Origin of the sequence: Synechococcus sp. CCY 9618 (genome assembly GCF_019038415.1) — a bacterium.
GTDB lineage: Bacteria > Cyanobacteriota > Cyanobacteriia > PCC-6307 > Cyanobiaceae > Cyanobium.
Genome location: NZ_JAFKRG010000009.1, coordinates 279,103 through 302,661, shown reverse-complemented (window position 1 = coordinate 302,661; position 23,559 = coordinate 279,103). Strand labels below are relative to the sequence as shown.

At 68.6% G+C, this 23,559-nt stretch carries 13 protein-coding genes; 5 read left to right on the top strand and 8 right to left on the bottom strand.

What is annotated here, in order from left to right:
• Positions 1-72 precede the first annotated feature (72 nt).
• Positions 73-1,554 carry a mechanosensitive ion channel family protein gene (locus tag KUG41_RS02915; protein ID WP_216900837.1) on the top strand — a complete coding sequence of 494 codons (1,482 nt, stop codon included), beginning with the start codon at positions 73-75 and terminating at the stop codon, positions 1,552-1,554.
• Positions 1,554-3,506 carry a CHASE2 domain-containing protein gene (locus tag KUG41_RS02910; protein ID WP_216900836.1) on the top strand — a complete coding sequence of 651 codons (1,953 nt, stop codon included), beginning with the start codon at positions 1,554-1,556 and terminating at the stop codon, positions 3,504-3,506. Before KUG41_RS02915 ends, KUG41_RS02910 begins: the two co-directional genes overlap by 1 nt.
• Here KUG41_RS02910 and KUG41_RS02905 read toward each other — a convergent pair.
• From KUG41_RS02905 to KUG41_RS02895, 3 genes are all read right to left on the bottom strand, one after another.
• A complete protein-coding gene (locus tag KUG41_RS02905; protein WP_216900835.1) occupies positions 3,460-4,098 on the bottom strand; it encodes a hypothetical protein in 639 nt (212 codons plus the stop codon). The genes KUG41_RS02910 and KUG41_RS02905 overlap by 47 nt on opposite strands.
• Positions 4,099-4,198: 100 nt before the next feature.
• Positions 4,199-4,522: a DUF3307 domain-containing protein gene (locus KUG41_RS02900; RefSeq protein WP_216900918.1), complete on the bottom strand. Its 324-nt coding sequence runs from the start codon at positions 4,520-4,522 to the stop codon at positions 4,199-4,201.
• Between the two features lie 132 nt (positions 4,523-4,654).
• Complete coding sequence (locus tag KUG41_RS02895) at positions 4,655-8,518, bottom strand: CHAT domain-containing protein (protein WP_216900834.1); 3,864 nt, start codon at positions 8,516-8,518, stop codon at positions 4,655-4,657.
• Positions 8,519-8,736: 218 nt separating this feature from the next.
• Between KUG41_RS02895 and KUG41_RS02890 the strand changes: the two genes are divergently transcribed.
• A complete protein-coding gene (locus tag KUG41_RS02890; protein WP_216900833.1) occupies positions 8,737-10,437 on the top strand; it encodes a ShlB/FhaC/HecB family hemolysin secretion/activation protein in 1,701 nt (566 codons plus the stop codon).
• On the opposite strand, the gene alaS is transcribed toward KUG41_RS02890, so the two are convergent.
• From alaS to KUG41_RS02870, 4 genes are all read right to left on the bottom strand, one after another.
• Complete coding sequence (alaS, locus tag KUG41_RS02885) at positions 10,421-13,117, bottom strand: alanine--tRNA ligase (protein ID WP_216900832.1); 2,697 nt, start codon at positions 13,115-13,117, stop codon at positions 10,421-10,423. The two genes, KUG41_RS02890 and alaS, sit on opposite strands and share 17 nt — an antisense overlap.
• Positions 13,118-13,168: 51 nt before the next feature.
• Positions 13,169-14,866 (bottom strand): mechanosensitive ion channel family protein, encoded by a 1,698-nt coding sequence (locus tag KUG41_RS02880; protein WP_216900831.1) that lies wholly within the window; start codon positions 14,864-14,866, stop codon positions 13,169-13,171.
• A gap of 36 nt (positions 14,867-14,902) precedes the next feature.
• A complete protein-coding gene (gene glsA / locus KUG41_RS02875) occupies positions 14,903-16,819 on the bottom strand; it encodes a glutaminase A (protein ID WP_216900829.1) in 1,917 nt (638 codons plus the stop codon).
• Positions 16,820-16,914: 95 nt separating this feature from the next.
• Entirely contained in the window at positions 16,915-18,657 is a 1,743-nt protein-coding gene (locus tag KUG41_RS02870) for an HD family phosphohydrolase (RefSeq protein WP_216900827.1), read from the bottom strand.
• A gap of 212 nt (positions 18,658-18,869) precedes the next feature.
• Between KUG41_RS02870 and KUG41_RS02865 the strand changes: the two genes are divergently transcribed.
• Together KUG41_RS02865 and KUG41_RS02860 are read left to right on the top strand one after the other, a co-directional pair.
• Entirely contained in the window at positions 18,870-19,277 is a 408-nt protein-coding gene (locus KUG41_RS02865) for a hypothetical protein (protein WP_216900916.1), read from the top strand.
• The gene (locus KUG41_RS02860; RefSeq protein ID WP_216900825.1) at positions 19,274-22,375 is read left to right on the top strand and encodes a DEAD/DEAH box helicase; all 3,102 of its coding nucleotides are present in this window, start codon (positions 19,274-19,276) and stop codon (positions 22,373-22,375) included. The genes KUG41_RS02865 and KUG41_RS02860 overlap by 4 nt, the downstream gene beginning before the upstream one ends.
• On the opposite strand, the gene KUG41_RS02855 is transcribed toward KUG41_RS02860, so the two are convergent.
• Positions 22,372-23,544, bottom strand: coding sequence for an acyl-CoA desaturase (locus tag KUG41_RS02855; protein ID WP_254216755.1), 1,173 nt, complete (start codon positions 23,542-23,544; stop codon positions 22,372-22,374). The genes KUG41_RS02860 and KUG41_RS02855 overlap by 4 nt on opposite strands.
• Between the last annotated feature and the right edge of the window lie 15 nt (positions 23,545-23,559).

Genomic DNA, 23,559 nt, shown 5'->3' with positions numbered 1-23,559 from the left:
GCTCCCAGCCTGCTCGCTCCCGAAGCCGCAGGCCAGGATCGGCGGCAGGATGGGGCCATCGAAGCGTGCGCATTGGCCCTGCTCCAGACCTGGATCGTCGCCCTGGTGGCCGTGGCCGGACTGCTCGTGCTCGCCCGGGTGTGCCGGCGCAGAAAGCTGCCCGGCATGCCGATGCGGCTCCCCCTGGCCGCCGTCCTGACCTGGGCCGTGCTCAGCTCCCTGCCGCTGCAGGCCCTTCCGGACGGCTACCGGGTGTGGCTGGGGCTCACCGACGATCTGCTGCTGACCTATGCGGCCATTCTGATGGCCCTCTGGGCGGCGCTGGAGGTGCCCGCCCACCTGGGGCTGTGGAGGCCGCCGCCCCAGCTGCTCATGCAGCTGCTCACCCTGGGCAGCGGGGCCATGGCCACGGTGGTGGTGGTGCGGCAGTCGGCCCGGCTCGACCTGGTGGGCCTGGTGACCACCTCCGCGGTGCTGACCGCCGTCATCGGCCTGGCGGCCCAGGAATCCCTCAAGGATCTGTTCTCCGGTCTGGAGCTTCAGCTGGGAGACGATTTCGTCGAGGGGGATTTCCTGGAGGTCGACGAGGGCGTGCGGGGCGTGGTGGTGCGGCTGACCTGGCGCGACACCATGCTCCGCAACATGGACGGTCACCTGGTGGTGGTGCCCAACAGCCTGGTCACCGAGAAGGTGCTGCGCAATCTGGGCCGCTCCGGGGCAGTGAGCAACCGCTTCAGCGTCGGCCTGGACTACGACCTGCCCCCTGCCCAGGCGAAGGCCCTCCTGGAGAAGGTGGTGCTGCAGCATCCACGGGTGCTGCGCGAACCTGCACCCCGCATCAGGGTCAGGGAGTTCCAGGACAGTTCGATCGCCTATGAGCTGCAGGTGTGGCAGAAGGAGCTGGGAGACGGCGCCATCGGCGACCTGCGCAGCGATCTGCTGGAGCACATCTGGTACGCCCTGGCCCGGGAAGGCCAGAGCATTCCCTTCCCGGTGCGCGAGATCCAGCCGCGACGCTCCAGGGATCGCCCCCCGCAGGCCGACCGCCCCTCCCCCCAGCTGTGCTGCCAGGCCCTCTCCAGCGTGGGCATCTTCGCCGACCTGAGCGGGGAGCAGCTGGAGACGCTCGTGGAGGGCAGTCACCTGGTCTCCTACGGCCCCGGCGAAGCGGTGGTGCAGGAGGGGGCCGAGGGTCGCTCGATGTTCCATCTGCTGCGGGGCACGGTGGAGATCCTCAAGGAGGTGCAACCGGGGCACACGGTGGCGGTGCGCCAGCTGGGGCCCGGCGAGGTGTTCGGCGAGATGACCCTGTTTCTCGACGCCCCCCGCAGTGCGACGGTGCGGGCCACCGAGGAATGTCTGCTGCTGAAGGTGGACCGGGACAGCATCAAGGGCCTGCTGGGGGAGAACCCTGATCTGCTGGAGCGTTTCGCTGCCCTGGTGGAGGAGCGTCAGGCCGAACTCAAGAGCCTGGACCGGGAACAGCAGACGGAACGCTCCAATGCCCTGCTCGACACCATGAAACGGCTCTTCTTCGCCTTCAAGGGAGTCTGATGGCCAACGGACCTGCCCGCGCCTCACCCCCGAAGTCCGTGCGGGACCGGCTGCGGCTCGGCCGTCTGGCGGATGGGGCCCGCTCCCTGGTTCCCTATGGGGCTGCCGCCCTGCTGCTGCTGGCCCTGCAGCGCAGCCCCATCAACGAAACCCTCAACCTGCTGCTCTACGACCTGATCACCAGCCTGCGCGCCGCGCCGCCGGGCACGGACAGGCCGATCACGATCGTCGGCATCGATGAATCGGACCTGGCCACCTACGGCTTCCCCATCGACGACAAGGTGCTCTGTGAAGCGATCGATCGGCTCGACGCCGGGGGGGCCGTGGCAATCGGGCTCGACATCTACCGCGACCAGGGCGTGGGACCCGACCAGGGCTGCCTGCGCGAGCGCTTCCGCAGCAATCCCCGCCTCGTCTCCATCTTCAACGTGGCCGAGGCCATCGGTGCGGTGCCGGGAACCCCGCCGGAACGACGCGGCTTCAATGACCTGGTGGTCGATCCCGACGGGATCATGCGTCGCGACCTGGTTCACGTGGCGGGCCAGGACGAGGCCACCGTCTCCCTGCCCCTGCGCCTGCTGGAGGTGGGCACGGGCCAGCGCAACCTGCGACAGCGCCTCGACAGGGGCACCGAACCCGGCCCCTGGCTGGAACCGGAATCCGGGGGCTACGAGGCCCTCGATGCCGCCGGCTTCCAGCAGATGCTGTCCTTCCACCGGCTCGGCAGTTTCCACCTCTGGAGCCTCCAGGACGTGCTCGGCAGACGGCCGATCCCCAGCGACCAGATCCGCGGCCACATCGTGCTGATCGGCAGCACGGCCCCCAGCCTGCGGGATCTGTTCTCGGTGCCCCAGACCCGATCCAGCCTGGGGGCTCGTCAACGACTCGTGCCCGGTGTGGAGATCCACGCCCATCGCCTGGCGGCCCTGATGGAGCGCGACCGAGCCAGCGATCCGCGCCGCCTGCGCACCCTGCCGGGCTGGCTGGAGCGCACGGCCGAAGTGCTGGCGGTGGTGCTGGGCCTCCTGCTCGGGGAAGCCTTCCTCCTGCTGCGGCGCAGTGTGATCGTGGTGGGGCTGGTGGCCGGCCTGATGGTCGGGGGCGCCGTGGCACTGCTCCACAACTTCGTCTGGGTCGGGCTGAGCATGCCCCTGATCGGACTGATCACGATGGCCGGGGCCGCCTGGCTGCGGCGGGGCGCCTCCAGCCAGAAGCAGCGCCAGCAGATCGAACGGCTGCTCGGCCAGACCACCTCACCGGCGGTGGCCCGCCAGCTGTGGAACCAGCGGGATGGTCTGCTCAGCGATGGCCGCTTCGAGGGTCGGCTGCTGCCGGTCACCGTGCTGATGTCCGACACCTGCCAGTTCACAAGCGTGTCGGAACGCCTCAGCCCGGGTGAGCTGCTGGCCTGGCTGAACCGGGGCATGGCCCTGTTCGTTCCGGCGATCACCCGGCGGGGCGGGATGGTCAACAAGTTCACCGGCGACGGATTGCTGGCGGTCTTCGGGGCCCCCCTGAGCAGCGGGCTGGAGGCCGACGCCAAGGCCGCCGTCGACGCCGCCCTGGCCATCCAGCGCGATGTGGCACGCCTCAATCAGGAACTCGAGCAGGAGGGACTGCCGGCCATGGGTCTGCGCATCGGGGTGCATTCCGGTGCCGTGCTGGCGGGATCAATGGGCAGCACTGAGCGGCTGGAATACGCCGTGATCGGCGATGCGGTGAACTGCGCCTCGCGGCTGGAGAGCCTGCAGAAGGAGCGCCAGACCAACCTCTGCCGGGTGCTGGTCTCGTCCAGCACCCGGGATCTGCTGCCGGCGGGACTGCCCCTGGAGTGGCTCGACTGGGGGTCAATCGCCGTGAAGGGCCGCGCCGAACGGCTGCGGATCTGGGAGCTGCGCGGCTCCCTCAGGCGGGACAGCGCACCGGAATCCGCTCTGGCCACCGGACCGTGATCAGATCAGACAGTCCGAAGGCGTCGAGGGCCTCCTGACGGGAGACGCTCCCGCCGCAGGAGCGCTGCAGCAGGGCGAGAGCGGCCTTCACGGCCCCATCCTCCTTGGAGGCCTCCATCACCAGCAGGCTGAGGGCCGGAGGCGACTCGGTGGCCACGAAGCTGAGGGGATCGGTCTGGGCAGGGGTGGCGGGCGCCTGCGGGCAGATGTAGTTCGACTCCCACACCGTCGGCACCTTCACCGCTGGGAGCGTCAGCAGGGTGATGCCGGGCTGGGAGGCCGGCAGGACCCGCCGCTGGCCGGTGGCGACAGCGGCACCCGCGCTGCCCCAGCCGCTGAGGGGACGGAAGGTGAGCTCCAGGGGGCTGGGGCTTGCACTGGGACCCTCAAGCACCCCCAGGTAGCGATCCTGGCCGGGGGCGAAGACGCTGCTGGCGGGCACCAGGTGGGCCAGCAGGCGGCTGGAGCATTCGTCCCTGGTGCCACCCCCCACCCGGCGTCCGGGAAAGGTCTTGCGAAGATCGCTCTGGGCATGGGCCGCAGGGACCTGGAGGCCAGGCGCGGTGAAGGCGAGCAGCCCGGCGGCGACCATGCAGGCAGCGCGGCGGCCCGGGGGCCGGGCACCGCTGCCGGATCGTGGCCGGAGGCCAGGCGGAGGAAGGGTGTTCATCGTGGCTGCAGCCGAGGTTTCTTCATTGCAGCCAGAGGGGTCGGGTGGCCAGGCTGATGGCCAGCCAGGCCCAGAGGGCCTTGGTGATGATGTGAAGAGCCTGATCGAAGGGAAGGCTCCAGAGACGTCGGCATTTGCCTACGTCAATTAGCAGATGCACCAGCCATTCTGCCACACCCAGCAGGGGCATCTGGGTCACCGCCGCCACAAGAAATCCGTGGATGGCGGCGTGGGCGGTGAGCCACCAGCCCCAGCCGAGGGTGACGCCGCAACCTGGACACTTCTCCCGGGCCATGCGGTCGCTCTGAAGAGCGAAATCGCCGAGGAAGTGTGCCATCGACAGCATCAGAAAGACGTTGAAGGACGCTGCGAGATCAGGCACTGGCAGGGGATGGGGGATGGGCGGGCGCAGGCGTCGGGCGGGTCGGGAATCGGGATGGCTCCGCCGACGCAGATGATGAAGGAATGGGTGATGGCCTCACCAGGGCGTTCCGATCAATTGCACCCCAGCCCAGAAATAGGGATGGTTCATTCCTCGCGCGATGCGACGTTGCTGGGAAGGAGAAAGACCGGTCAGCAGGGGAACGCCGTCGGATGAAACGACCTTATCGCCCTGAAGCCGGAGGGTGCCAGTGGCCATGGCCCGGCGGGTGGCCCTGAGGGCTTCCGATTTCTGCAGGCCCTGGTCGAGATAGCGATAGAGCTGCAGGAAATAGGCGGAGGTGGCGACGTCATCGACGTACCAGAGGGTTCCGATGGCGCTGCGTGACCCCGCCTGCAGGGCCAGGCCAGCGAAGCCCATTTCGCTGTCGGCGTCCCCCAGGGCTGTGCGGCAGGCACTGAGCACGAAGAGCTCCAGGGGACTGCCGCTGCGCTGCTGGCGCAGTCGGGAGAAGTCCTTGAGGCTGACCGGGCCGGTGCCCGTGTAGATCCGGGCCTGGGCCGGCCCGCCGGGGAGGAATTCCGCATGGGTGGCCACGTGCAGACGCTCGTAGCGACTGTCGGCGGCCTGGGTGAGCAGGACCGCTGGGGTGAAGGAGCGGTTGAGGTAGCGATCGACGCCGACACCTTCGGGAATCCCCGCCAGTTCCTTGTTCACCAGAGGCAGGGGGCTGAGGCTGTCGAACTCGGAGGCCCCGGCCGCCAGCACCCGCCCTCGGGTCTGACGGGGAGGGGCCAAGGATGTGAGATTCAGGGACGGGGTGAGCGCGAAGCCGTAACGGTCGCCGAAGTAGCTCCTGCCATCGTGCAGGGCCGCAAACGGCAGCGCCTGGAGCCCCCGGTCGGCGACGATCACAAGGGTGGTGATGCCCCGACGCTGGAGTTCCTCGGCCACCGGGCCGATGATGGCGCGATGGAGCTGTCTGGAGGGTGAGTCGGGATTCTCCACCTGGAGGGGCTCGAGGCGTGCCAGCTGCCGGTAGAGCGCCCGCAGCTGGGCGCCGAACTGTTCCCTGGAGAGTTCCACCCGCTGACCCAGGGGCTCTCCTTGACGGCTCAGCAGAATCAGGTCCAGAAAGGAATTGGCTGCCTTCGATGGCGAGCCGCCGGAGGGACGGGCGGCCGAGCCCTTCGCTTCGGTGAATGCCACCATCAGCACCGCTGGGTTGAAGCGCTCGTCATCGCCGTCCCCCTTCCGGGAGGCTTCCTGCAGCAACCTCTGCAACTCATCAACCCGCAGACTCCCCGGGGCATCGTCCGGTGGGCCCACATCCCCAAGGGAACGCCTGACGTCCTCGCTGCGCTGTTGATCGCCCTCGGAGATGGCGATGGCCACCTGATCGGCGCCCATGGTGGAGGTGGTGGTGGTCAGGGGACCGGGAAGCCTCCCCGACCCAGCGGCCTCCAGCCTGAAATCGGCCTCGGAGAGGTTGACGGCCAGCGCATCGGAGCCTTCTCCGTCATCCCTGCCGCCCAGGGACGAGCCCGCCGGTGAGGTCTGGGTGCCGGGGAAGATCTGGTAGGCCAGATCAGGGATGCTGAGCAGGCGTGTCGCCGCTGCCCGCAGCGGGGCGGAAGGGGTTGGGGCTGCGGCCGCAGGTGGTTCAGGTGCAGATGCTGAAAGTGGAGGTGCTGAAGGCCGGGGCGATGAAGGCCGGGGCGATGAAGGCCCCGATGCTGAAAGCCCCGGTGGTGAAGGGCTCGGTGGTGAAGGGGCTGGCAGGAGCGGCAGCGCCTCTCCCCGGAAAACCGCCGGCAGAAGCGGATCCGTCGTCTGCGTGATCCCGTCGAGCCGGACAAGCGGCGGCAGGCTGACGGCACCGGGGGCGAACCCCCCGCGGATCTGCTGGGCACGCACCAGATCGAGGCCAGTGACCCCATTCAAGGTGGGGGGAGAGGACACCAGCAGGCCGCCCCCCAGCACCGCATCGCCGAAAACGGTGAGCTGATCGTTCCTGCCGAGATCCAGCCGCAGTTGGCTGTCGTCGCCGAAGAGCATCTGTCCGGCACGGATCTGAAGGTCGCCCTCCGGGGAAAGGATCACGGAGCCGGCCGGCGCCACCCCGCTCCCGTTGCTGAAGCGTCCTGCCCCGTTGCCGACGGTGATGATCCCGCTGCCACCGATCAGACCTCTATTGAGAAAGGTGGAGGACGCGATGTTGAGGCTGGATGCGCCTGATCCCTGGAGCCGGATCGTTGACGCCTGGCTGGTGGAAAGGACCCCAACCAGAAGAGTGGCATCGCTGCCGCCGGCCCCGATCTGGAGGCCCGAAGCAAAGCCCGGCTCCCAGCGCAGCGAACCTGTCCGCAAGCTTCCAGAGCGCAGGGTGAGGGGGTTGCCGTCTCCGGCCAGGACAAGAGCGCCAGGAGCGTTGGCCGCCCCCTGGGTGATGTTGAAATTGCCGCTGCCCAGGGCAATGTCACCGTTCTGCCAGTAGGCGGCACCGGGGCCCTGGAGACCCGAGCTGAATTGCCCATGGCGAAGGGAAACGCTGAGACCGCCGGCGGTGGAGGTGTTCGAAAAGGCCAGGGCAGCGCTGCCCGGCACGTTGATGAAGATGTTCCGATCGGCGCGCAACTGGATCTCCGAAGTCGTCCCGGAGACCTTGTTGAAGCCGGCGTTCACGTAGATATTGCCTGCCTGTGGACCCGCCTGATTGGTGTCCAGCTGCAGCTGACAACCCGAGTTGAGACAGGCGTTGAGGTTGTTGATGTTCAGCCTGGAGATCGAGTCGCTCCCCATCGAGGCCGGCGGAAGGCTGGGATCGAAGATCTCGATGTTGATCGGATCGATCAGCCAGGTGCCCCCCCGGCCGGCCACCGCCGCCAGATCGGGCGTGGAGGTCAGCTCAAGCACCGCGGCCGAGGTTTCCACCAGACCGCCGTCGCCGCCGGCAGGTCCACCGCGGGCGCCCAGATCCCCATTGACCCTGGCGTGTCCGCTGGCGTACACCACCACCTGCCCGCCATGCCCCTTCACCGTCGCATCGGCGCGCAGACTGGAGGCCTCATCCACCGTGGTCTCGAGAGCATTCAGAGTCGCCGGATCGGCTCCCCGCAGGCCTCCGCCGACACGCACACTGCCGCCGCCGCCGCCGCCTGAGGCGAGCAGCCGGGTCGCTGCCAGCGTCACCTTGCCACCAGCCACCGTGATGGCCCCTCCGGCCCCGCCGGGGGAGGAGACATCCACCGTGCTGTCGGTCAGCATCACCTGCTGACCGTGCAGGTCGACCTCGCCCCCGGGAGCCGTGAGCCGCGAGCCGCCAAGGAGGAGGTGACCGCCCTGGGCATCGATCAGCAGACCACTGTCGACCGTGAGCAGACCGCCGTCGAGGGACAGGTCCCCCTGGGCGCTCAGTCCCAGCTGCCCCAGGGTGAGCGGATCGGTGCGCAGCCCGGAGCGGCTCAGGTCGGGGGAACCCGTCAGACCCCTGGCGGCGGCAGCACCGGTGCCGAACACATCGAAAACGCCGTCTCCGATCCGCAGGCCTGTGGCCGTGCTCAAGGTGAGATGGCGGGCATTGGTGAAGCCACCCCCGCCCTCCAGCCGAATGCCGCCCGGGGACAACCAGACAAGATTCGCCGGCGCGCTGAGGGCGATGGATCGGTCGATGAAGCTGCCCTGGGAATGGGTGACGCCCAGGATCACGTTGCGGTATCGGCCCACGTCGAGATTCACACCGGTGATGCCGCCGCGGGTGTCGAAGGCCGAGAAACGGTGGAAGAGGTTGGCGCCGGCGCCGGTCCCTCCCTGAATGGCGCAGCGCCCGCTGAGGCAGCTGCCGCCAGGGACCCCGTTGACCTGACTGCCCAGGCCCTTTGCCCCGGAGGTGGCCGTGATCTCACCGGCTCTGGCAGGGGCCGACCCTCCGGCCAGCGCAGCAGAAAGAGCCACCAGCATGGCCCAGGGACCAGGGCGCAGCTGTTGCAGGAAAAATTGGTAACGACCGAGACCAGATTTGCCGACCATGGACGTCGTCGCAGGGGTATGGTCTGGCGGGTGTGGACCTAAGCGTTACGCGAAGAAACGCTGTGAATTCCCCATGGGGAATCCTTTAAATTTCGCCTTAACTCTCATACCCTACCAGTCCTTTCCTCAGGGAAAGCAGGCCACCCACCATGCTCGTCCTGCTAGCCCAGTTGGTGGCCCCCCCCCTGCAGAACGGCCCGGTGCGGCTGCCGGCCCCGGTGCCGTTGCGGGAACGACCGCTCCCCACGGAGACGGCCCCGGCTCCGAGCCTCGACAGCGGCCCCCTGGAGCCCACCACCCCTCCGATCGAAAGCGCCCCCCCTGCCACACCCGCCGCTCCCCTGGCACCTTCAGCCGGAGCCATGCCTGAGGTGCGCGGACTGACGCTCTACAACGCCGCCCAGCTGCGGCGCTTTCTTGCCGCCTGCAGCACCATCGCCGATCCCGCTGAACGGCTGAAGGCCTGCGCCGTCGCCCTCAGCACCCAGCTGGTGTTCGACGGTTACGTGAGCAGCCGGGTGTACGTGGTCGACGAACCGGCGCCTGGGTATCTGGAGGTGGTGGAAGGGCGGGTGGTCGGCATCCAGGCGTCCGGCAGCGATCCCTGGCTCAACCGCCGGGTGGAGCGCCTGCTGGGGCCCCTGCGGGGCCGGATTCTGCGGCTCTCGGCGGTGGAGGGGCAGTTGCAACTGCTGAAACGGCAGCCGGGCATCGAGAGCGTGCGGGGCACCCTCACCCGCCTGGGCAGCGATCCCGCCGAGGGGGTGTTGCGGGTGGCCGTGGAACCAGGCCACCAGCCCTGGCAGGGTGACCTCTCCCTCCGCAATGACGGCAACAGCGGTTCGGGCCAGTTCCGCGGCGTGGCCACCCTGCTGAAGCCCGGCCTGCTGCGCCGGGGCGACACGCTGCTGCTCTACGGCGAACTCGACGCCACCGGCTCCAGCGAGCTGGGGGCGGCCATCACCTCCTTCAGCTACACCCTGCCCTTCAGCGATCAACTCAGCCTCACCACCGGTTTCGGCTACAGCCGCCGCAATCTGGTCGAGCTGCCGGCGCCGGCCGACGGCTTCGCCACGAGCCAGTACCAGGGGGTGGTCCAGCTGGAGTGGCTGGTGGGTGAATCCCTCAGTCAGCGCTGGAGCCTCTTCGCCGGGTACAGCGCCAGCCGCAGCAACACCTATTTCCAGGGCGCCGCCCTGCCCGGAACGGTGCCGGACAGCGTGAGTCGCCCCAGCAACGGCTACCTGCGGCTGGGGGCGAGCGGCAGTGGGCTGTCCCGCTCCGGTGGCTGGAGTGGCGGTCTCTTCGTGCTGCAGGGGGTTGCCGCCGCCACCCCTGCCGTGCAGCGTCAGGAGCTGGCCCTGGCCGGCATCGCTCCAGGCCGGGCCACCGCCCTGGGCGGCCTGCTGTCGGCCTCCTGGAACGCCGCGCCCCGCTGGCAGGTCAACCTGCGCACCGCCGGCCAGGTGGCCCTGGCGCCGCTCACCTCCTCGATGCAGTTCACCCTGGGCTCCGATGTGGGGCTGCGCGGCCTGCCCGGCCAGCTGGTCAGCGGCGACAGCGGCTGGCTGGCCAGCGGCGAAACGGTCTGGACGTTCTGGAACGACAAGCGCAACGCCCTGCAGCTTGTCCCTTTCCTGGGAGCCGGCGGCATCCGCAGCAGCTTCCCGGGCGGCAGCTTCAGGGACACCGTGGGCGCCGGCGGGGTGCTGGTGCGCTGGCTGGCCGGCAACAACTGGGCCCTGGAGCTGGGCTGGGTGAAGCCCTTCTTCACCAACGACAATCTGGGCCCCTGGAACGACTGGCTGCTGAGCCAGGGGCTCTACACCAGGCTCAACTACCGGTTCTGAGCTCCTGCTCCAGCAGCCGACGCGCCTCCACCAGGGCATCGTCGAGGGCACGCCCGTTGCGCCCGCCGGCCTGGGCCAGCTGGGGCCGGCCACCGCCGCCGCCGCCGCAGAGCCGGGCGATGCCGCCGATGAAGGCGCCGGCCTTGGCGCCGGCGGCCACCACCGCAGGCCCGAAGGCCGCCACCAGCACCACCTTGCCCAGGTCCTCCGGATCCGGCAGTCCACCGAGCACCACCGCCGCCCCGTCGCCGAGCTGCTGCTGCAGTTGCTGCGCTGCCTCCTGCAGCCCTGCACCCTCCACCCCATCCAGCCGCTGCACCAGCAGCCGATGGGAGCCGACCGCCTCGGCTCGCTCCGCCAGGGCGCTGGCCTTGGCCGCCGCCAGCGCGCCCCGCGCCGCCGTCAGGGCCTTGGCGCTGGCCTTGAGTTCGTCGGCCAGGGCAGCGACGCGATCGACGATCTCCCCCGGCTGGGCCTTGAAGCGATCCGCCAGCTCACGCACCACCCGGTCCCGCTCCCTCAGATAGGGCAGCAGGGCCGGACCCGCCACCGCCTCGATGCGGCGGATCCCCGCCGCCACCCCCGTCTCGGTGACGATGCGGAACAGTCCGATCTCGGCGGTGTTGGCCACGTGGGTGCCGCCGCACAGCTCCATCGAGACATTGGGCACATCCACCACCCGCACCACATCGGCGTACTTCTCGCCGAACATCGCCACGGCCCCGGCGGCCCGGGCCCGCTCCAGTTCCATCTCGCGCACCTCCAGGGGGTGGGCCTCAGCGATCCAGCCGTTGACCAGGTCCTCGATCCGCTCCAGCTCGTCCGTGCTCAGGGCCCGTGGGCAGTGGAAGTCGAACCGCAGCCGGTCGAAATCCACCAGGGATCCCGCCTGGGAGACCCCTTCATCGACCACCTGCTTGAGGGCGGCCTGCAGCAGGTGGGTGGCGGTGTGGTGGGCCTGGGCGCGGCGGCGGCAGGTGCGATCCACCCGGGCCTGCACCACTTCGCCCACCCGCAGACTGCCGCGCTCGATGCGGCCGCCGTGCACGAACACGCTGCGGTTGCGGCTCACCGCATCGATCCGCACGATCACCCCGCCGGCCACGCCGTCCGCTTCGCCCCCGGCCAGGAGAACGCCACGGTCCCCTACCTGGCCGCCCGATTCCCCGTAGAAGGGCGTGCTGTCGAGCACGATCTGAACGGTGTCACCGGCCGAGGCGGCAGTGGCCGGTTCGCCGTTCACCACCAGGGCAAGCACGCAGGCGGTCTGGTCGAGGGCCTCGTAGCCCCGGAAGCGGGTCGGTTCCAGTTCGGCCGCCAGCCGGTCGATCGCCCCCTGCAGGGTGAGGTCGATGCTCACGGCCGCCGCCTTGGCCCGCTGCCGCTGCCGTTCCATGGCCGCCTCGAAGCCCTCGGCATCCACCCGCAGCCCGTGCTCTTCGGCAATCTCCTCGGTGAGCTCCAGGGGGAAGCCGTAGGTGTCGTAGAGCTCGAAGGCGGCCTCGCCGCTGATGCACGCGGGCCGGGTGGCGAGCACCTCGGCCAGCAGCTTCTCGCCCCGCTCCAGGGTTTCCAGGAAGCGGGCCTCCTCCCTCACCAGCTCGGCCAGGATCAGCTCCCGCCGCTCCAGCAGCTGGGGGTAGGTCGGCGCCATCAGGGCAATCGCCGCCTCGCCCATTGCCGCCAGGAAGGGGCGATCGATGCCCAGCAGCCGGCCGTGGCGCACCACCCGCCGCAGCAGGCGACGCAGCACGTAGCCGCGGCCCAGGTTGGAGGCGCTGACCCCGTCACCGATCAGCTGGGTGATGGCCCTGCTGTGGTCACCGATCACCTTGAGGGAGGTCTGGCCCCGGCCGTCAAGGGCGTGGTAATCGACGCCCGCCAGGGCAGCGGCCGTTTCGATCAGGGGGTAGATGAGATCGGTTTCGTAGTTGTTCGGCACCCCCTGGAGGATCTGGGCCATGCGCTCCAGGCCCATGCCGGTGTCGATGCTGCGCCGGGTCAGGGGCGTGAGCGTGCCGTCCCCATCGCGGTTGTACTGCATGAACACCAGGTTGTAGAACTCGATGAAGCGGCTGTCGTCCTCCAGATCGATGCCGTCATCCCCCCGCTCGGGATGGAAGTCGTAATAGAGCTCCGAACAGGGGCCACAGGGGCCGGTGGGGCCGGAGGCCCAGAAGTTGTCGGCCTCATCCAGGCGGATGATCCGCTGCGGGTTCACGCCCACACCATCACGCCAGATGGCCGCCGCCTCGTCGTCCTCCCGGAAGACGCTGACCACCAGGCGGTCCGGATCCAGCCCGAAAATCCCGGTGGTGAGCTCCCAGGCCCAGCGGATCGCCTGCTCCTTGAAGTAGTCGCCGAAGGAGAAGTTCCCCAGCATCTCGAAGTAGGTGTGGTGCCGCGCCGTGCGGCCCACGTTCTCGATGTCGTTGGTGCGGATGCACTTCTGGCTGCTGGTGGCCCGCGGCGCCGGCGGCTCCGCCTGGCCGAGGAACACCGGCTTGAAGGGCAGCATGCCGGCGATGGTGAGCAGCACCGTGGGATCGTCGGGCACCAGGGAGGCGCTGGCCATCGGCCGGTGGCCGCGCTGCTCGTAGAACCCCAGGAAGGCGCTGCGAATTTCTGCCCCGCTGCGCGGAGACGGGCCGGGGGAGGGGGTGGTCACGACAGCGGCCATCAGACGGAAGGGAGCGGTGGTCCTTCAGGGGCATGATGACCCAGCGCCCTTTCAGGGCGGGGGGACCTCAGCCGGGATGGTGCTGGGATTGCCATTGCGCATGGCACGGTAGTGGGGGGAGAGGATTTCGATGTCGGCTCTGGCGCAGAAATCCTGGATGTTCTGATGAATATCTGAATAGATGCTGGCCATGACTCCGGGCCGATCGGTATAGGCATTCAGCTGATAACTGACAAAGAAGTCGTCAAGACTGGTCTGCAGAATGAATGGCCTCGGGTCCCGCAGGATATCCGGCACAGCCAGGGCCGCCTGGATCAGAACCTCATGCACCTGACGCCAGGGGACGTCATAGCCGATGGTGACGGTGGTGTAGAGAATCAGGGGCGGTGTTTCCGGGTCATTGGCGGCGGAGCTGTAGTTGATCACATGGCTTCCAAGCACGGCGGCATTGGGGATGGAGATGACCACGTTCTTGATGCTGCGCAGGCGCGTGACGAACAGGTTTCGGCCCACCACATCGCCCACCGTGTCAGAGATCTGGACCCGATCCCCGGGCTGAAACGAACGGGTGTAGACCAGGATCACCCCGGCCACGATGTTTGAAATCGCCGAGGAGGAGCCCAGGGATACCAGCACACCCAGAAAGATGGAAATCCCCTGGAAGGCGGGTGTGCCGGCTCCCGGCAGATAGGGGAAGGCGATGGTGGCGGCGAAGGCGAACACCAGGAACTGCACCAGCTTGTAGGTGGGCCGTGCCCAATCGGCATGGAAGCCGGCGAAGACAATGGTGCCGTTCGCGATCTCCGACGAGATGAACTTAAAAATCTTGAGGATATAACTGGTGACCAGCGTGATGATGGCCAGAAAGAACAAATTCGGCAGATAGGAGAGCAACGAAGATCCAAGCGTTGCCGCCGCCGTCTGGATGTACCTGACCAGAATTCGACTGAAGCCCAGGGTCCAGGGGAAAAAGCTGAGGACGAAGTTGATATAGACCAGACACAGAATCACCAGGATCGTCAACCGAACCACCCGGATGATCTCCGTCAGCAGGTCGACCACCCGGCCGGCGGACAGCACCTCCGTGCCCAGGATCGTCAGGGCGCGGATCCGCGTACCGCGCCAGCGCACCAGCCGGCGGGTGAGCTTCGGAGCCGAGCGCAGCACCGCCACCATCAGGGCGATCAGCACCCCCGTGGCGATGAAGGAGTACAGCAGCCCGCGCAGGATGCTGGAAAGGCGGTGGGCGTCCCGGTACTCCCCCACGGCCTCCCGGATGGTCTTGACATGGGCCAGGGCAAGGGCCTGCTGGCTCTTGCCCGCCGCCACCGCGTCCACGGCCGCCACCGTGAGCAGCACCCTGCGGCCTGAGCGGATGTCGACGGTGTCGGCGGCTTCGTTGACGACGATGTTGAGCTGATCCAGGGGCACGTCCCGCTCCCGGGCCAGCTGGTCGATGCGCTCGCTCACCACCCGGGCCCGGAACTCCGGGGAGAAGGAACCGATGTCGGCCTGGATGGAGAACAGGTTCCTGCCGGCCAGAACCACCGGCGCCCCCGCCCGCGCGGTGGGGGCTGGGGCTGGGGCAGTGGCAGTGGCGGGGGAGGTGGCGGGGGCGGATTCACTGGCCAGGCCCCTGGGGAAGGGAGAGACGACCAGGAGCAGCAGCAGAGCGGCGAGGATGGCCCCGGCGATCCATGGGCCGGCACCCCTTCCGCCCCGTGGAGCCTGCGACCCGATCAGGCCCATCGATCCACCCAGAACCGCCGCCCAGCCTAGGAGCTCTCAGTAGTGCTCCATCAGGGTGAGCTGGACGCTGGTCTGGCTGAGCTTGGCGCCGATGTCGCAGGTGAGCGCCGTGAGCAGGGCGATCACCACCTCGGGGTGGCTCTGGCTGAGGTCTTCGAACCCCTGGCGGTGCAGCACCCAGCACTCCCCCGGCTGGGTGGCGATGATGTCGGCGGTGCGGGGGGTCTGGGCCACGAAGCCGATCTCGCCGAAACAGAGCCCGGGGCCGAAGGTGGCAAGCCGGGTGGAATGGCAGAGTCCATCCCCGGTCTTGACATCGAGGGCGATGTCGAAGGCACCGGAGCGCACCAGGAACAGTTCGTCACCGGGATCGCCCCGGCGAAGCACGAAATCCCCGGCCGCGAAGGACCGCAGGGACATCCTCTCGGCCAGGATCCGCCGATGCTCTGCCGCGAGCGGCTGGAGCAGCCCCTGATCCTCGAGTGTCCCAGGGCCGCTGCCATCGGTTCCTTCGCCAGCCGCGTCATACCAGGCCAGCAGCAGATCCTCGGCCGCCTCCAGGGCGGAGTCCAGGTGGTCGTAGGCATCAACCCGATCGGTGATCTTCCAGTCGGGCATGGAGACCAGGGGCAGCCGTCCCGCCCGCGAGAGAATGATCTCAACTCCCTCGTCCTCCATCGCACACAGCTGGCGATCCAGCAGCCCCGAGGATTCCAGCGGGCACTCGGTCACATGGGCCAGATCCAGGATGAGGATGCGTACGTCGTTGCTGAGCCGCACCAGTTCGGCGGCCAGTTGTTCGATACCCCCGAAATCGAGCACCCCCTGGGCGTGGATGATGCGCACTTCGTCACGGTGGGGGGCGAGGATCCGCAGCTCCCGCTCGCTGCGCCAGCGGCGGGATTTGCGTTGGGAACCCTGGTAGGAGCGGCGGATCGTGGCATCGGTCTGGAAGTACTGGTTGAACAGGCTCAGGCCCACCCCCGCCGAGAGCTGGCGACAGACGGCCACCCCACGCACGCTGTTGCCGAAGTTGTCGAGGGGTGGGGAATAGGTGGCGATGCCGAGCCGCCCGGGAATCACCGCCATCACCCCGCCGGCGACACCGCTCTTGGCCGGGATGCCCACATCGTGGAGCCACTGGCCGGCGAAGTCATACATCCCGCAGGTTCCCATCAGGGCCAGCACCCGGACCGTGATGTCATGGGAGAGGGGCTGGCCGCCGGTGAAGGGATTGCGCCCCTGACAGGCCAGGGTGGCGGCCATCACGGCCAGGTCGTGGCAGGTGACGGAGATGGCGCACTGCTGGAAATAGAGATCGAGGGCCGGCTCAGGGTCGGACTCGATGATGTTGAAGTTGCGCAGCAGGTGGCCGATGGCCCGGTTGCGGTGGCCCGTCTCCTTTTCCGACCGGTAGACGGCCTCATTGACGGTCAGCCTCCGGCCGGCCAGCTCCTCGAAATAATCGAGCAGCAGATCAACGGCACCCGCCGGATTGGCATCGCAGATCTGAGCGGAAGCGGCGATGGCGCCCGCGTTGATCATCGGGTTGCGCGGCTTTCCCGACTCCGAATCCAGACTGATGGCATTGAAGGCCTCCCCGGAAGGCTCCACATCGATCTTGCTGGCCATGAAATCCAGCGAGAGCATCTTCAGCGCCAACGCATAGATGAATGGCTTCGAGATCGATTGGATGGTGAATTCCTTGCGCGTGTCGCCGATCTCGTAGATCCGCCCTCCCGAGGTGGCGATGACGATGCCGAAATCATCAGGGCATGCCTTTGCCAGCTCAGGGATGTAGTCCGCCACCCGACCGTCCCTGACGTCTGAAAACGTGTCGTAGAGCTCCCCGAGCAGCTCCTGGATCACATTGGGGTGGCGATCGGGCCCCTGCATCGGCAGATCGGGCGGCGGAGAAGCAAGCAGGGGACCTGGTCGGGAAAGGTCTGGCATTAAGTAACGACAGTTACCAGAAGTAGCTGTCTTTCATGGCGTCGCGTTCCACCATGCCACTGAACAGGCTTTCGTGGGTTCCTGCCCCAGCCCTGCTACGGCCTTGGCACCAGCAGGCCGTCCCGATCCACCGCGTCGATCTGCCCGGGGGCCAGGAATCGCTCCGCGAAGCTGAGGTACACCCCGGAGCGCACGAACACCTCGAACAGATCCGCATCGATGCGCCCCCGATCCCGCAGGTCCGCCAGGATCGCCAGGGACTGGGACAGGGGCATCCCCTGCTTGTAGGGACGGTCGGCGGCGGTGAGGGCCTCGAAGATGTCGGCGATGGCCATGATCCGCGCCGGGATCGACAGCTGCTCCGCCGTCAGCCCCCGGGGGTAGCCCCGGCCGTCGAGGGTTTCGTGATGGCCGCCGGCGATCTCGGCCACCCGGGCCATGGACGGCGGCAAGGCCATGCTCTCGAGCATCACGATCGTGTGGACCATGTGCTCGCGGATCTTGTAGATCTCCTCGCGGGTGAGGGTGCCCTTCCCAACCGAGAGGTTGTGGAGCTCACCCCGGTTGTAGAGCAGCTCCGGCACCTCCAGATTGAAGCCCCAGCTGGCATCGGGCACCTCATCGGCGGGCCTGGGGATGCGGTGGTGGGGGGCGTCGCTGAGCAGCGTCTCGGGGGCCGGCAGGGCGGGCGGTGGACCGGAGCGTCGAGCCTGCTCCTCCCAGCCGAGGCCGAGGCGATCATCGAAATGGCGCCACCAGGGGCGCGCCGCCAGCCGTTGCAGATGCTCCAGATCCTCCGGCGCGGTGGCTTCGGATCCCAGGTTGCAACGGGCCACACAGGCGAAATCGCGCTGCAGGTCCTGGGCCAGCTCCTCGTAGCGCCGCCGCAGGCTTCCGGGATCGCCGCCCGCCAGCAGGCCCTCCAGCATGGCGATGCGGCCATCCCTCAGCAGCACCTCGAAGCGGGTGCGGATCTCGTGGATGCGGTTGACCGGGGCGTCCAGCTTGGTGGCCTTGTCCACCACCGCCTCGGGGGTCACGATCTTGCCGCAGTCGTGCAGCCAGGCCGCCGTGCGGAACTCCCGGCGCTGGGCCTCACCGGTGAAGCGGAAGGCGGCCAGGGGGCCCTCCTCGGCGGCTTCCGCCGCCGCCGCCAGCAAAAGGGCCAGCTCCGGCACCCGCGAGCAGTGGCGGCCCGTGTGGGGGCTGCGGGCATCGATCGCCCCCGCCAGCAGGCCGATCATCGAATCGATCTGGCGCTGCTGGCCCTCCAGGGCCTTGGTGCGCTCCACACTGACTGCCGCCAGTGAGGCCAGGGCCTCGATCAGCTGCTCGTCAGCGGCATCAAAAGGGCGCACCAGGGACGCCGCCGTCTCGGGGGTGAGCAGCGATGACGCCTCCCGCTTCCTGTTGATCAGCTGCATCACCCCCACCACATCACCGGTGAAGGTCCGCAGCGGCACCACCAGCATCGACACCGCCCGGTAGCCCATGCGCCGATCCATCTCCGCATCGAAGCGGTAGGGGAGGTCGGGGGGGATCGCGTAGACATCGCTCAGGTTGATGACCTCCCCGTGGAGCGCACTCCAGCCCACCAGCCGCTCGGGGGTGATCGGGAAGCGCACGTCCAGCAGCTCGGGGTCGATGCCCGCCCCCCGGGTCGCCAGGGTGCTGTTCTGGAAAGCCGAGAACCACAGCCGCTTCTCCTCCTTCTGCTCCTCCACCAGATAGATGCTGCCGGCGTCGCTGAGGGTGAGGTCCCTGGCGCTGGAGAGGATCTGGCGCAGCAGGTCAGGGAGACCGGCCGCACCGCTGATGGCCGTGGCGATCTGGAGCATCTCCGGCAACGCTCTGCGCGCCTGGAGGGTGTCGGAGCCGTGTGGTGGCGGAAGGGCGGCGGTCAAGGTTGGGTGTGGGCCGGGACAGGGAGACCGGATTCCCTGGAGAGGAGGCTGGCCCGTGGCGGACCGCGCCAATCGGCACCTGGCCTGGCCATCTCCCTCTCGATAAGGTAGGACCGCCCATGGCCAGGCATGATCGGGCCATCGCCATGGCCCTGACCTTGCCGTTGATCCAGGCGTCCGACGATTCCCGTGCCCGGCTGCGCCTGCAGTCCGTCTGCTGGGCTGTGCTGGCCGCCGTGGCCGCGGGGCTGATGGGCCTGGCCACGGGACTGGACGGCGGCCTCCGGTCGGCCGGTTGCGGCTTCTTCTACGGACTGCTGGCCTTTCACCTGCAGCGGGTCGATCCCGACGACAGCCACCTGGCCGCCGGGCTGGTGGGTGCGGTGTGCGGCATCCGCAGCCTGGGGGCCCCGCTGGCCCTTCCTTCGCTGGCACTGCCCGCAGCAGCGATGATCGAACTGATCCGCGGCTGGCTGCCGCTCTGGCTTCCCCTGATCGGCAGTGCCCTGCTGCTGCAGGGGGCCCAACGCCTGCTGCCTGCCCTGCGGCCATGAGCCTCCTGCACGCCACCTGGCTGTTCCCGCCCGAAGGGCCCGGTGGGCGGCTGCTGCTGTGGGCCGACACCTGGAGGGTCGCCACGCCGGTGGCACCGCTGCGCACCGTCCCCGACCACCCCCTGGCGCTGAACGTCGACGATCTCGGCGCCTGGCTGGATGACCATGGCCTCTGGTCGGAAGCCTTCCGGCCGGCGGAGGCCCAGCTCACCCTGCCCAGCCGCAGCCAGGGGGCCAGGGGCCGTCGCAAGGCGGCCAGCGAGGGCCTGGCGGCCTGGAGCGGCCTGCCGCTCCAGGCCGGCGAACCGATTCCGAAAGACGTGCAGTGGTGGCCCTGGCGGGTGGAGGGGCTGGCCCTCGATCCGGCCGGGGCGGCTGAATGGCTCTCCGGCCTGCCCCTCTCCGGAGACGATCCGGGTCTGGCAGACGACCTGCGCTGGTGGAGTCACCTGGAACGCTGGGCCCTGAGCCTGATCGCCCGGGGCCGCTGGCTGCCCCAGGTGGAGGAGGATCGGGCCCGCTGGCTACCCCTGCTCAACCGGGAAGGGGACCGGCAACGCCTTGAGGAGCTGGCGATCCGGCTGCCCCAGGTGGCCACCTGCGCCATGGCCGCCGGGGCCTCGGGGGAGGGGGCCCTGGCCTGCCGCCGTCCCGGCAGCGGCCGGCTGCGGGTGGCGAGCCTGCTGGAGGCCCTGCTCGACGGCCAGCTGCGTTCCGGATTCAAACCCCAGGCCGATGGCCTCGATCCCCTGCTGGGCGCCTGGCAGAAAGCCCTCGGCCCGGGCCAGGGGCGGCTGGAGCTCGACGAGGAGGAGCGGGAGCGGCTGGCCGTGGCCACCCAGCACTGGCGCGAAGCCGTGGCCGGCCGCGTCGCCCCGGCCCGGGCCTGTCTGGAACTGTTCACCCCGGAGGAGGGCGAGGAGCTCTGGGAGCTGCGCTTCTCCCTGCAGGCGGAGGCGGATCCCAGCCTGAGAGTGCCGGCGCGCACCGTGTGGAATGCCGGTGACGGCATGCTCCAGCTCGGGGAGGTGGAAGTGGCCGAACCGGGCCAGCTGCTGCTGGAGGGCATGGGCCGGGCCCTGCAGGTGTTCGAGCCGATCGAACGGGGCCTGGATGCGGCGGCGCCGGAAACGATGCAGCTCACCCCGGCCGAGGCCTTCGTGCTGGTGCGCACCGCCGCTGCCCAGCTGCGCGATGTGGGCGTGGGGGTGGTGCTGCCCCCCAGCCTCAGCGGCGGCCTGGCCAGCCGACTGGGCCTGTCGATCGAGGCCGAGCTGCCGGAGCGCTCCCGCGGCTTCTCCCTGGGGGAGAGCCTCGACTGGAGCTGGGAGCTGATGATCGGCGGCGTCACCCTGACCCTGAAGGACCTGGAGCGGCTCTCGGCCAAGCGCAGCCCCCTGGTGCGGCACAAGGGCGCCTGGATCGAGCTGCGTCCCAGCGACCTCAGGAATGCCGAGCGCTTCTGCGCGGCCGACCCCAACCTCAGCCTCGATGACGCCCTGCGCCTGACCGCCAGCGACGGCGACACCCTGATGCGGCTGCCGGTGCACCGGTTCACCGCCCAGCCCCGGCTGCAAGCGGTGCTGGAGCAGTACCACCAGCAGAAGGCCCCCGACCCCCTGCCGGCACCCGAGGGCTTCGCCGGCCAGCTGCGGCCCTATCAGGAACGGGGTCTGGGCTGGCTGGCCTTTCTGCACCGCTTCGACCAGGGCGCCTGCCTGGCGGACGACATGGGCCTGGGCAAGACGATCCAGCTGCTGGCCTTCCTGCAGCACCTCAAGGTGGAGCAGGAGCTGAAGCGGCCGGTGCTGCTGGTGGCGCCCACCTCCGTGCTCACCAACTGGAAGCGGGAGGCCGCGGCGTTCACCCCCGATCTGGAGGTGCGGGAGCACTACGGACCCCGCCGCCCCTCCACGCCTGAGCGGCTGGCCAAGGCCCTGGAGGGGGTCGACCTCGTTCTCACCAGCTACGGCCTGCTGCAGCGCGACAGCGAACTGCTGGAGAGCATCGACTGGCAGGGGATGGTGATCGATGAGGCCCAGGCGATCAAGAACCCCTCGGCCAAACAGAGCCAGGCGGCCCGCGACCTGGCCCGTCCCGGCAAGCAGGGCCGCTTCCGCATCGCCCTCACCGGCACCCCCGTGGAGAACCGGGTCAGCGAACTGTGGGCCCTGATGGACTTCCTCAACCCCCGGGTGCTGGGGGAGGAGGGCTTCTTCCGTCAGCGCTACCGACTGCCGATCGAGCGCTACGGCGACATGAGCTCCCTGCGGGACCTCAAGGCCCGGGTGGGGCCATTCATCCTGCGGCGACTCAAGACCGACCGTTCGATCATCTCCGACCTGCCGGAGAAGGTGGAACTGCGCGAATGGGTGGGCCTCTCGAGCGAGCAGACGAAGCTCTACCGCAAGACGGTCGACGACAGCCTCGATGCCATCGCCCGGGCCCCCCTCGGCCAGCGCCACGGCCAGGTGCTCGCCCTGCTCACCCGGCTCAAGCAGATCTGCAACCACCCGGCCCTGGCCCTCAAGGAGGAGCGGGCCGAGAACGGCTTCGCGAGCCGCAGCGCCAAGCTGCTGCGGCTGGAGGAGATTCTCGAGGAGGTGATCGAAGCGGGCGATCGGGCCCTGCTGTTCACCCAGTTCGCCGAATGGGGCCACCTGCTCAAGGGCTACCTGGAGAAGCGCTGGCGCCAGGACGTGCCCTTCCTGCACGGGGGCAGCAGCAAGACAGACCGCCAGGCGATGGTGGACCGCTTCCAGGAGGATCCCCGCGGCCCCCAGCTATTCCTGCTCTCCCTCAAGGCCGGCGGGGTCGGCCTCAACCTCACCCGGGCCAGCCACGTGTTCCACATCGACCGCTGGTGGAACCCGGCCGTGGAGAACCAGGCCACCGACAGGGCCTACCGGATCGGCCAGACCAACCGGGTGCTGGTGCACAAGTTCATCACCAGCGGTTCGGTGGAGGAGAAGATCGACCGCATGATCGAGGAGAAGTCCCGCCTGGCCGCCGACATCATCGGCAGCGGCGAGGAATGGCTCGGCGGCCTCGACGTGGGCCAGCTGCGCGACCTGGTGGCCCTGGAGGACGGCGGTTAGGAGCGGGCCAGGGGAACCCGTGAGGGTTGCTGCAACGCCCGCTGCTCGATCCCTTGCACCGGAACGGCCCCGAACGAGGATTCCACAATCGCTGGCTCCCGGCCCATGCGCCGCAGCCAGCGATAGTGGGAGGCCACACCCGAGAGGAAGCTGCGGTGGGTGCGGAAGGGAACGCCGCAGTCACGGCAGGTCTGCTCAACGATGCGGGAGATCTGGGGATAGTGGACGTGGCAGATGCGAGGGAACAGGTGATGTTCCACCTGGAAGTTCAGTCCTCCCAGCAGCCAGCTCAGCAGGCCGTTGGAACGGCTGAAATCGACCGTGGTGGCCAGCTGGTGATCGGCCCAGGGACCCCAGCCCGCTCCCGAGGGATCGAAACCGGGAAAATCCGCTGCATCCACGCAGTGGGCCAGCTGGAACACCACGCTCAGCACGATGCCCTGCACCATCGCCACGAGCAGATAGCAGGCGATCACCGCAGCGAAGGGATGGCCCTGCAGGGGCACCAGGAAGGCAAAGGTGAAGAAGAACAGCTTGCCGGCCAGCAACACCAGCCAGTCGGCCGCCTTGAGGCGGGGCAGGGAGCGGTCGCCACGGCCCCGGGCGGCGAGATCGGCGAAATCATCGAAGAACTGCCACTTGATGGGAAGCATCCCGTAGAGGGGCCAGAGATAGAGATGCTGCCAGCGATGCCACCAGCGATGGGGCTGGTCGGGAGAGAGCCGACCGATCACCCCGAGGTTGATGTCATCGTCATGGCCGGAGATATTGGTGAAGGTGTGATGCAGGCCGTTGTGCTTGTGGGCCCAGATCAGGGAACTTCCGCCCAGCAGATCGAGGGTCATGGCAGCAGCCCGGTTGATCCAGCGATGGCGGGAGTAGGCGCCATGGCCGCCATCGTGCTGAATATTGAAGCCGATGGCGGCGATGGCCAGGCCGAGGGAGATCGACAGGAGGACCGCCCACCACCAGCTGCGCACCTGGAACACCAGCAACCAGTACGTGATCACGAACCAGGCCAGGATCACGGCGGATTTGAACACCATGGCGGCGGAATCACGCCGGTCCAGACCGTTGTGATCGAAATGGGCGTGAACCCTGTTGCGAAGAAGACTGTGGAAACCGTCGCCGGGGCTGAACGTGATGTGATTCAACGTGTTGCGATTCAAGGACACCATGCCCTG

Excerpts from the sequence above, each read along its gene's own strand:
- KUG41_RS02870 (WP_216900827.1), bottom strand. The coding sequence starts at position 18,657 with ATGCTCCAGATCGCCACGGCCATCAGCGGTGCGGCCGGTCTCCCTGAC.
- KUG41_RS02895 (WP_216900834.1), bottom strand. The coding sequence starts at position 8,518 with ATGCTGGTGGCTCTTTCTGCTGCGCTGGCCGGAGGGTCGGCCCCTGCC.
- KUG41_RS02880 (WP_216900831.1), bottom strand. The coding sequence starts at position 14,866 with ATGGGCCTGATCGGGTCGCAGGCTCCACGGGGCGGAAGGGGTGCCGGC.
- KUG41_RS02900 (WP_216900918.1), bottom strand. The coding sequence starts at position 4,522 with ATGCTGTCGATGGCACACTTCCTCGGCGATTTCGCTCTTCAGAGCGAC.
- alaS (WP_216900832.1), bottom strand. The coding sequence starts at position 13,117 with ATGGCCGCTGTCGTGACCACCCCCTCCCCCGGCCCGTCTCCGCGCAGC.
- KUG41_RS02910 (WP_216900836.1), top strand. The coding sequence starts at position 1,554 with ATGGCCAACGGACCTGCCCGCGCCTCACCCCCGAAGTCCGTGCGGGAC.
- KUG41_RS02905 (WP_216900835.1), bottom strand. The coding sequence starts at position 4,098 with ATGGTCGCCGCCGGGCTGCTCGCCTTCACCGCGCCTGGCCTCCAGGTC.
- KUG41_RS02860 (WP_216900825.1), top strand. The coding sequence starts at position 19,274 with ATGAGCCTCCTGCACGCCACCTGGCTGTTCCCGCCCGAAGGGCCCGGT.
- KUG41_RS02865 (WP_216900916.1), top strand. The coding sequence starts at position 18,870 with ATGGCCCTGACCTTGCCGTTGATCCAGGCGTCCGACGATTCCCGTGCC.
- glsA (WP_216900829.1), bottom strand. The coding sequence starts at position 16,819 with ATGCCAGACCTTTCCCGACCAGGTCCCCTGCTTGCTTCTCCGCCGCCC.
- KUG41_RS02890 (WP_216900833.1), top strand. The coding sequence starts at position 8,737 with ATGCTCGTCCTGCTAGCCCAGTTGGTGGCCCCCCCCCTGCAGAACGGC.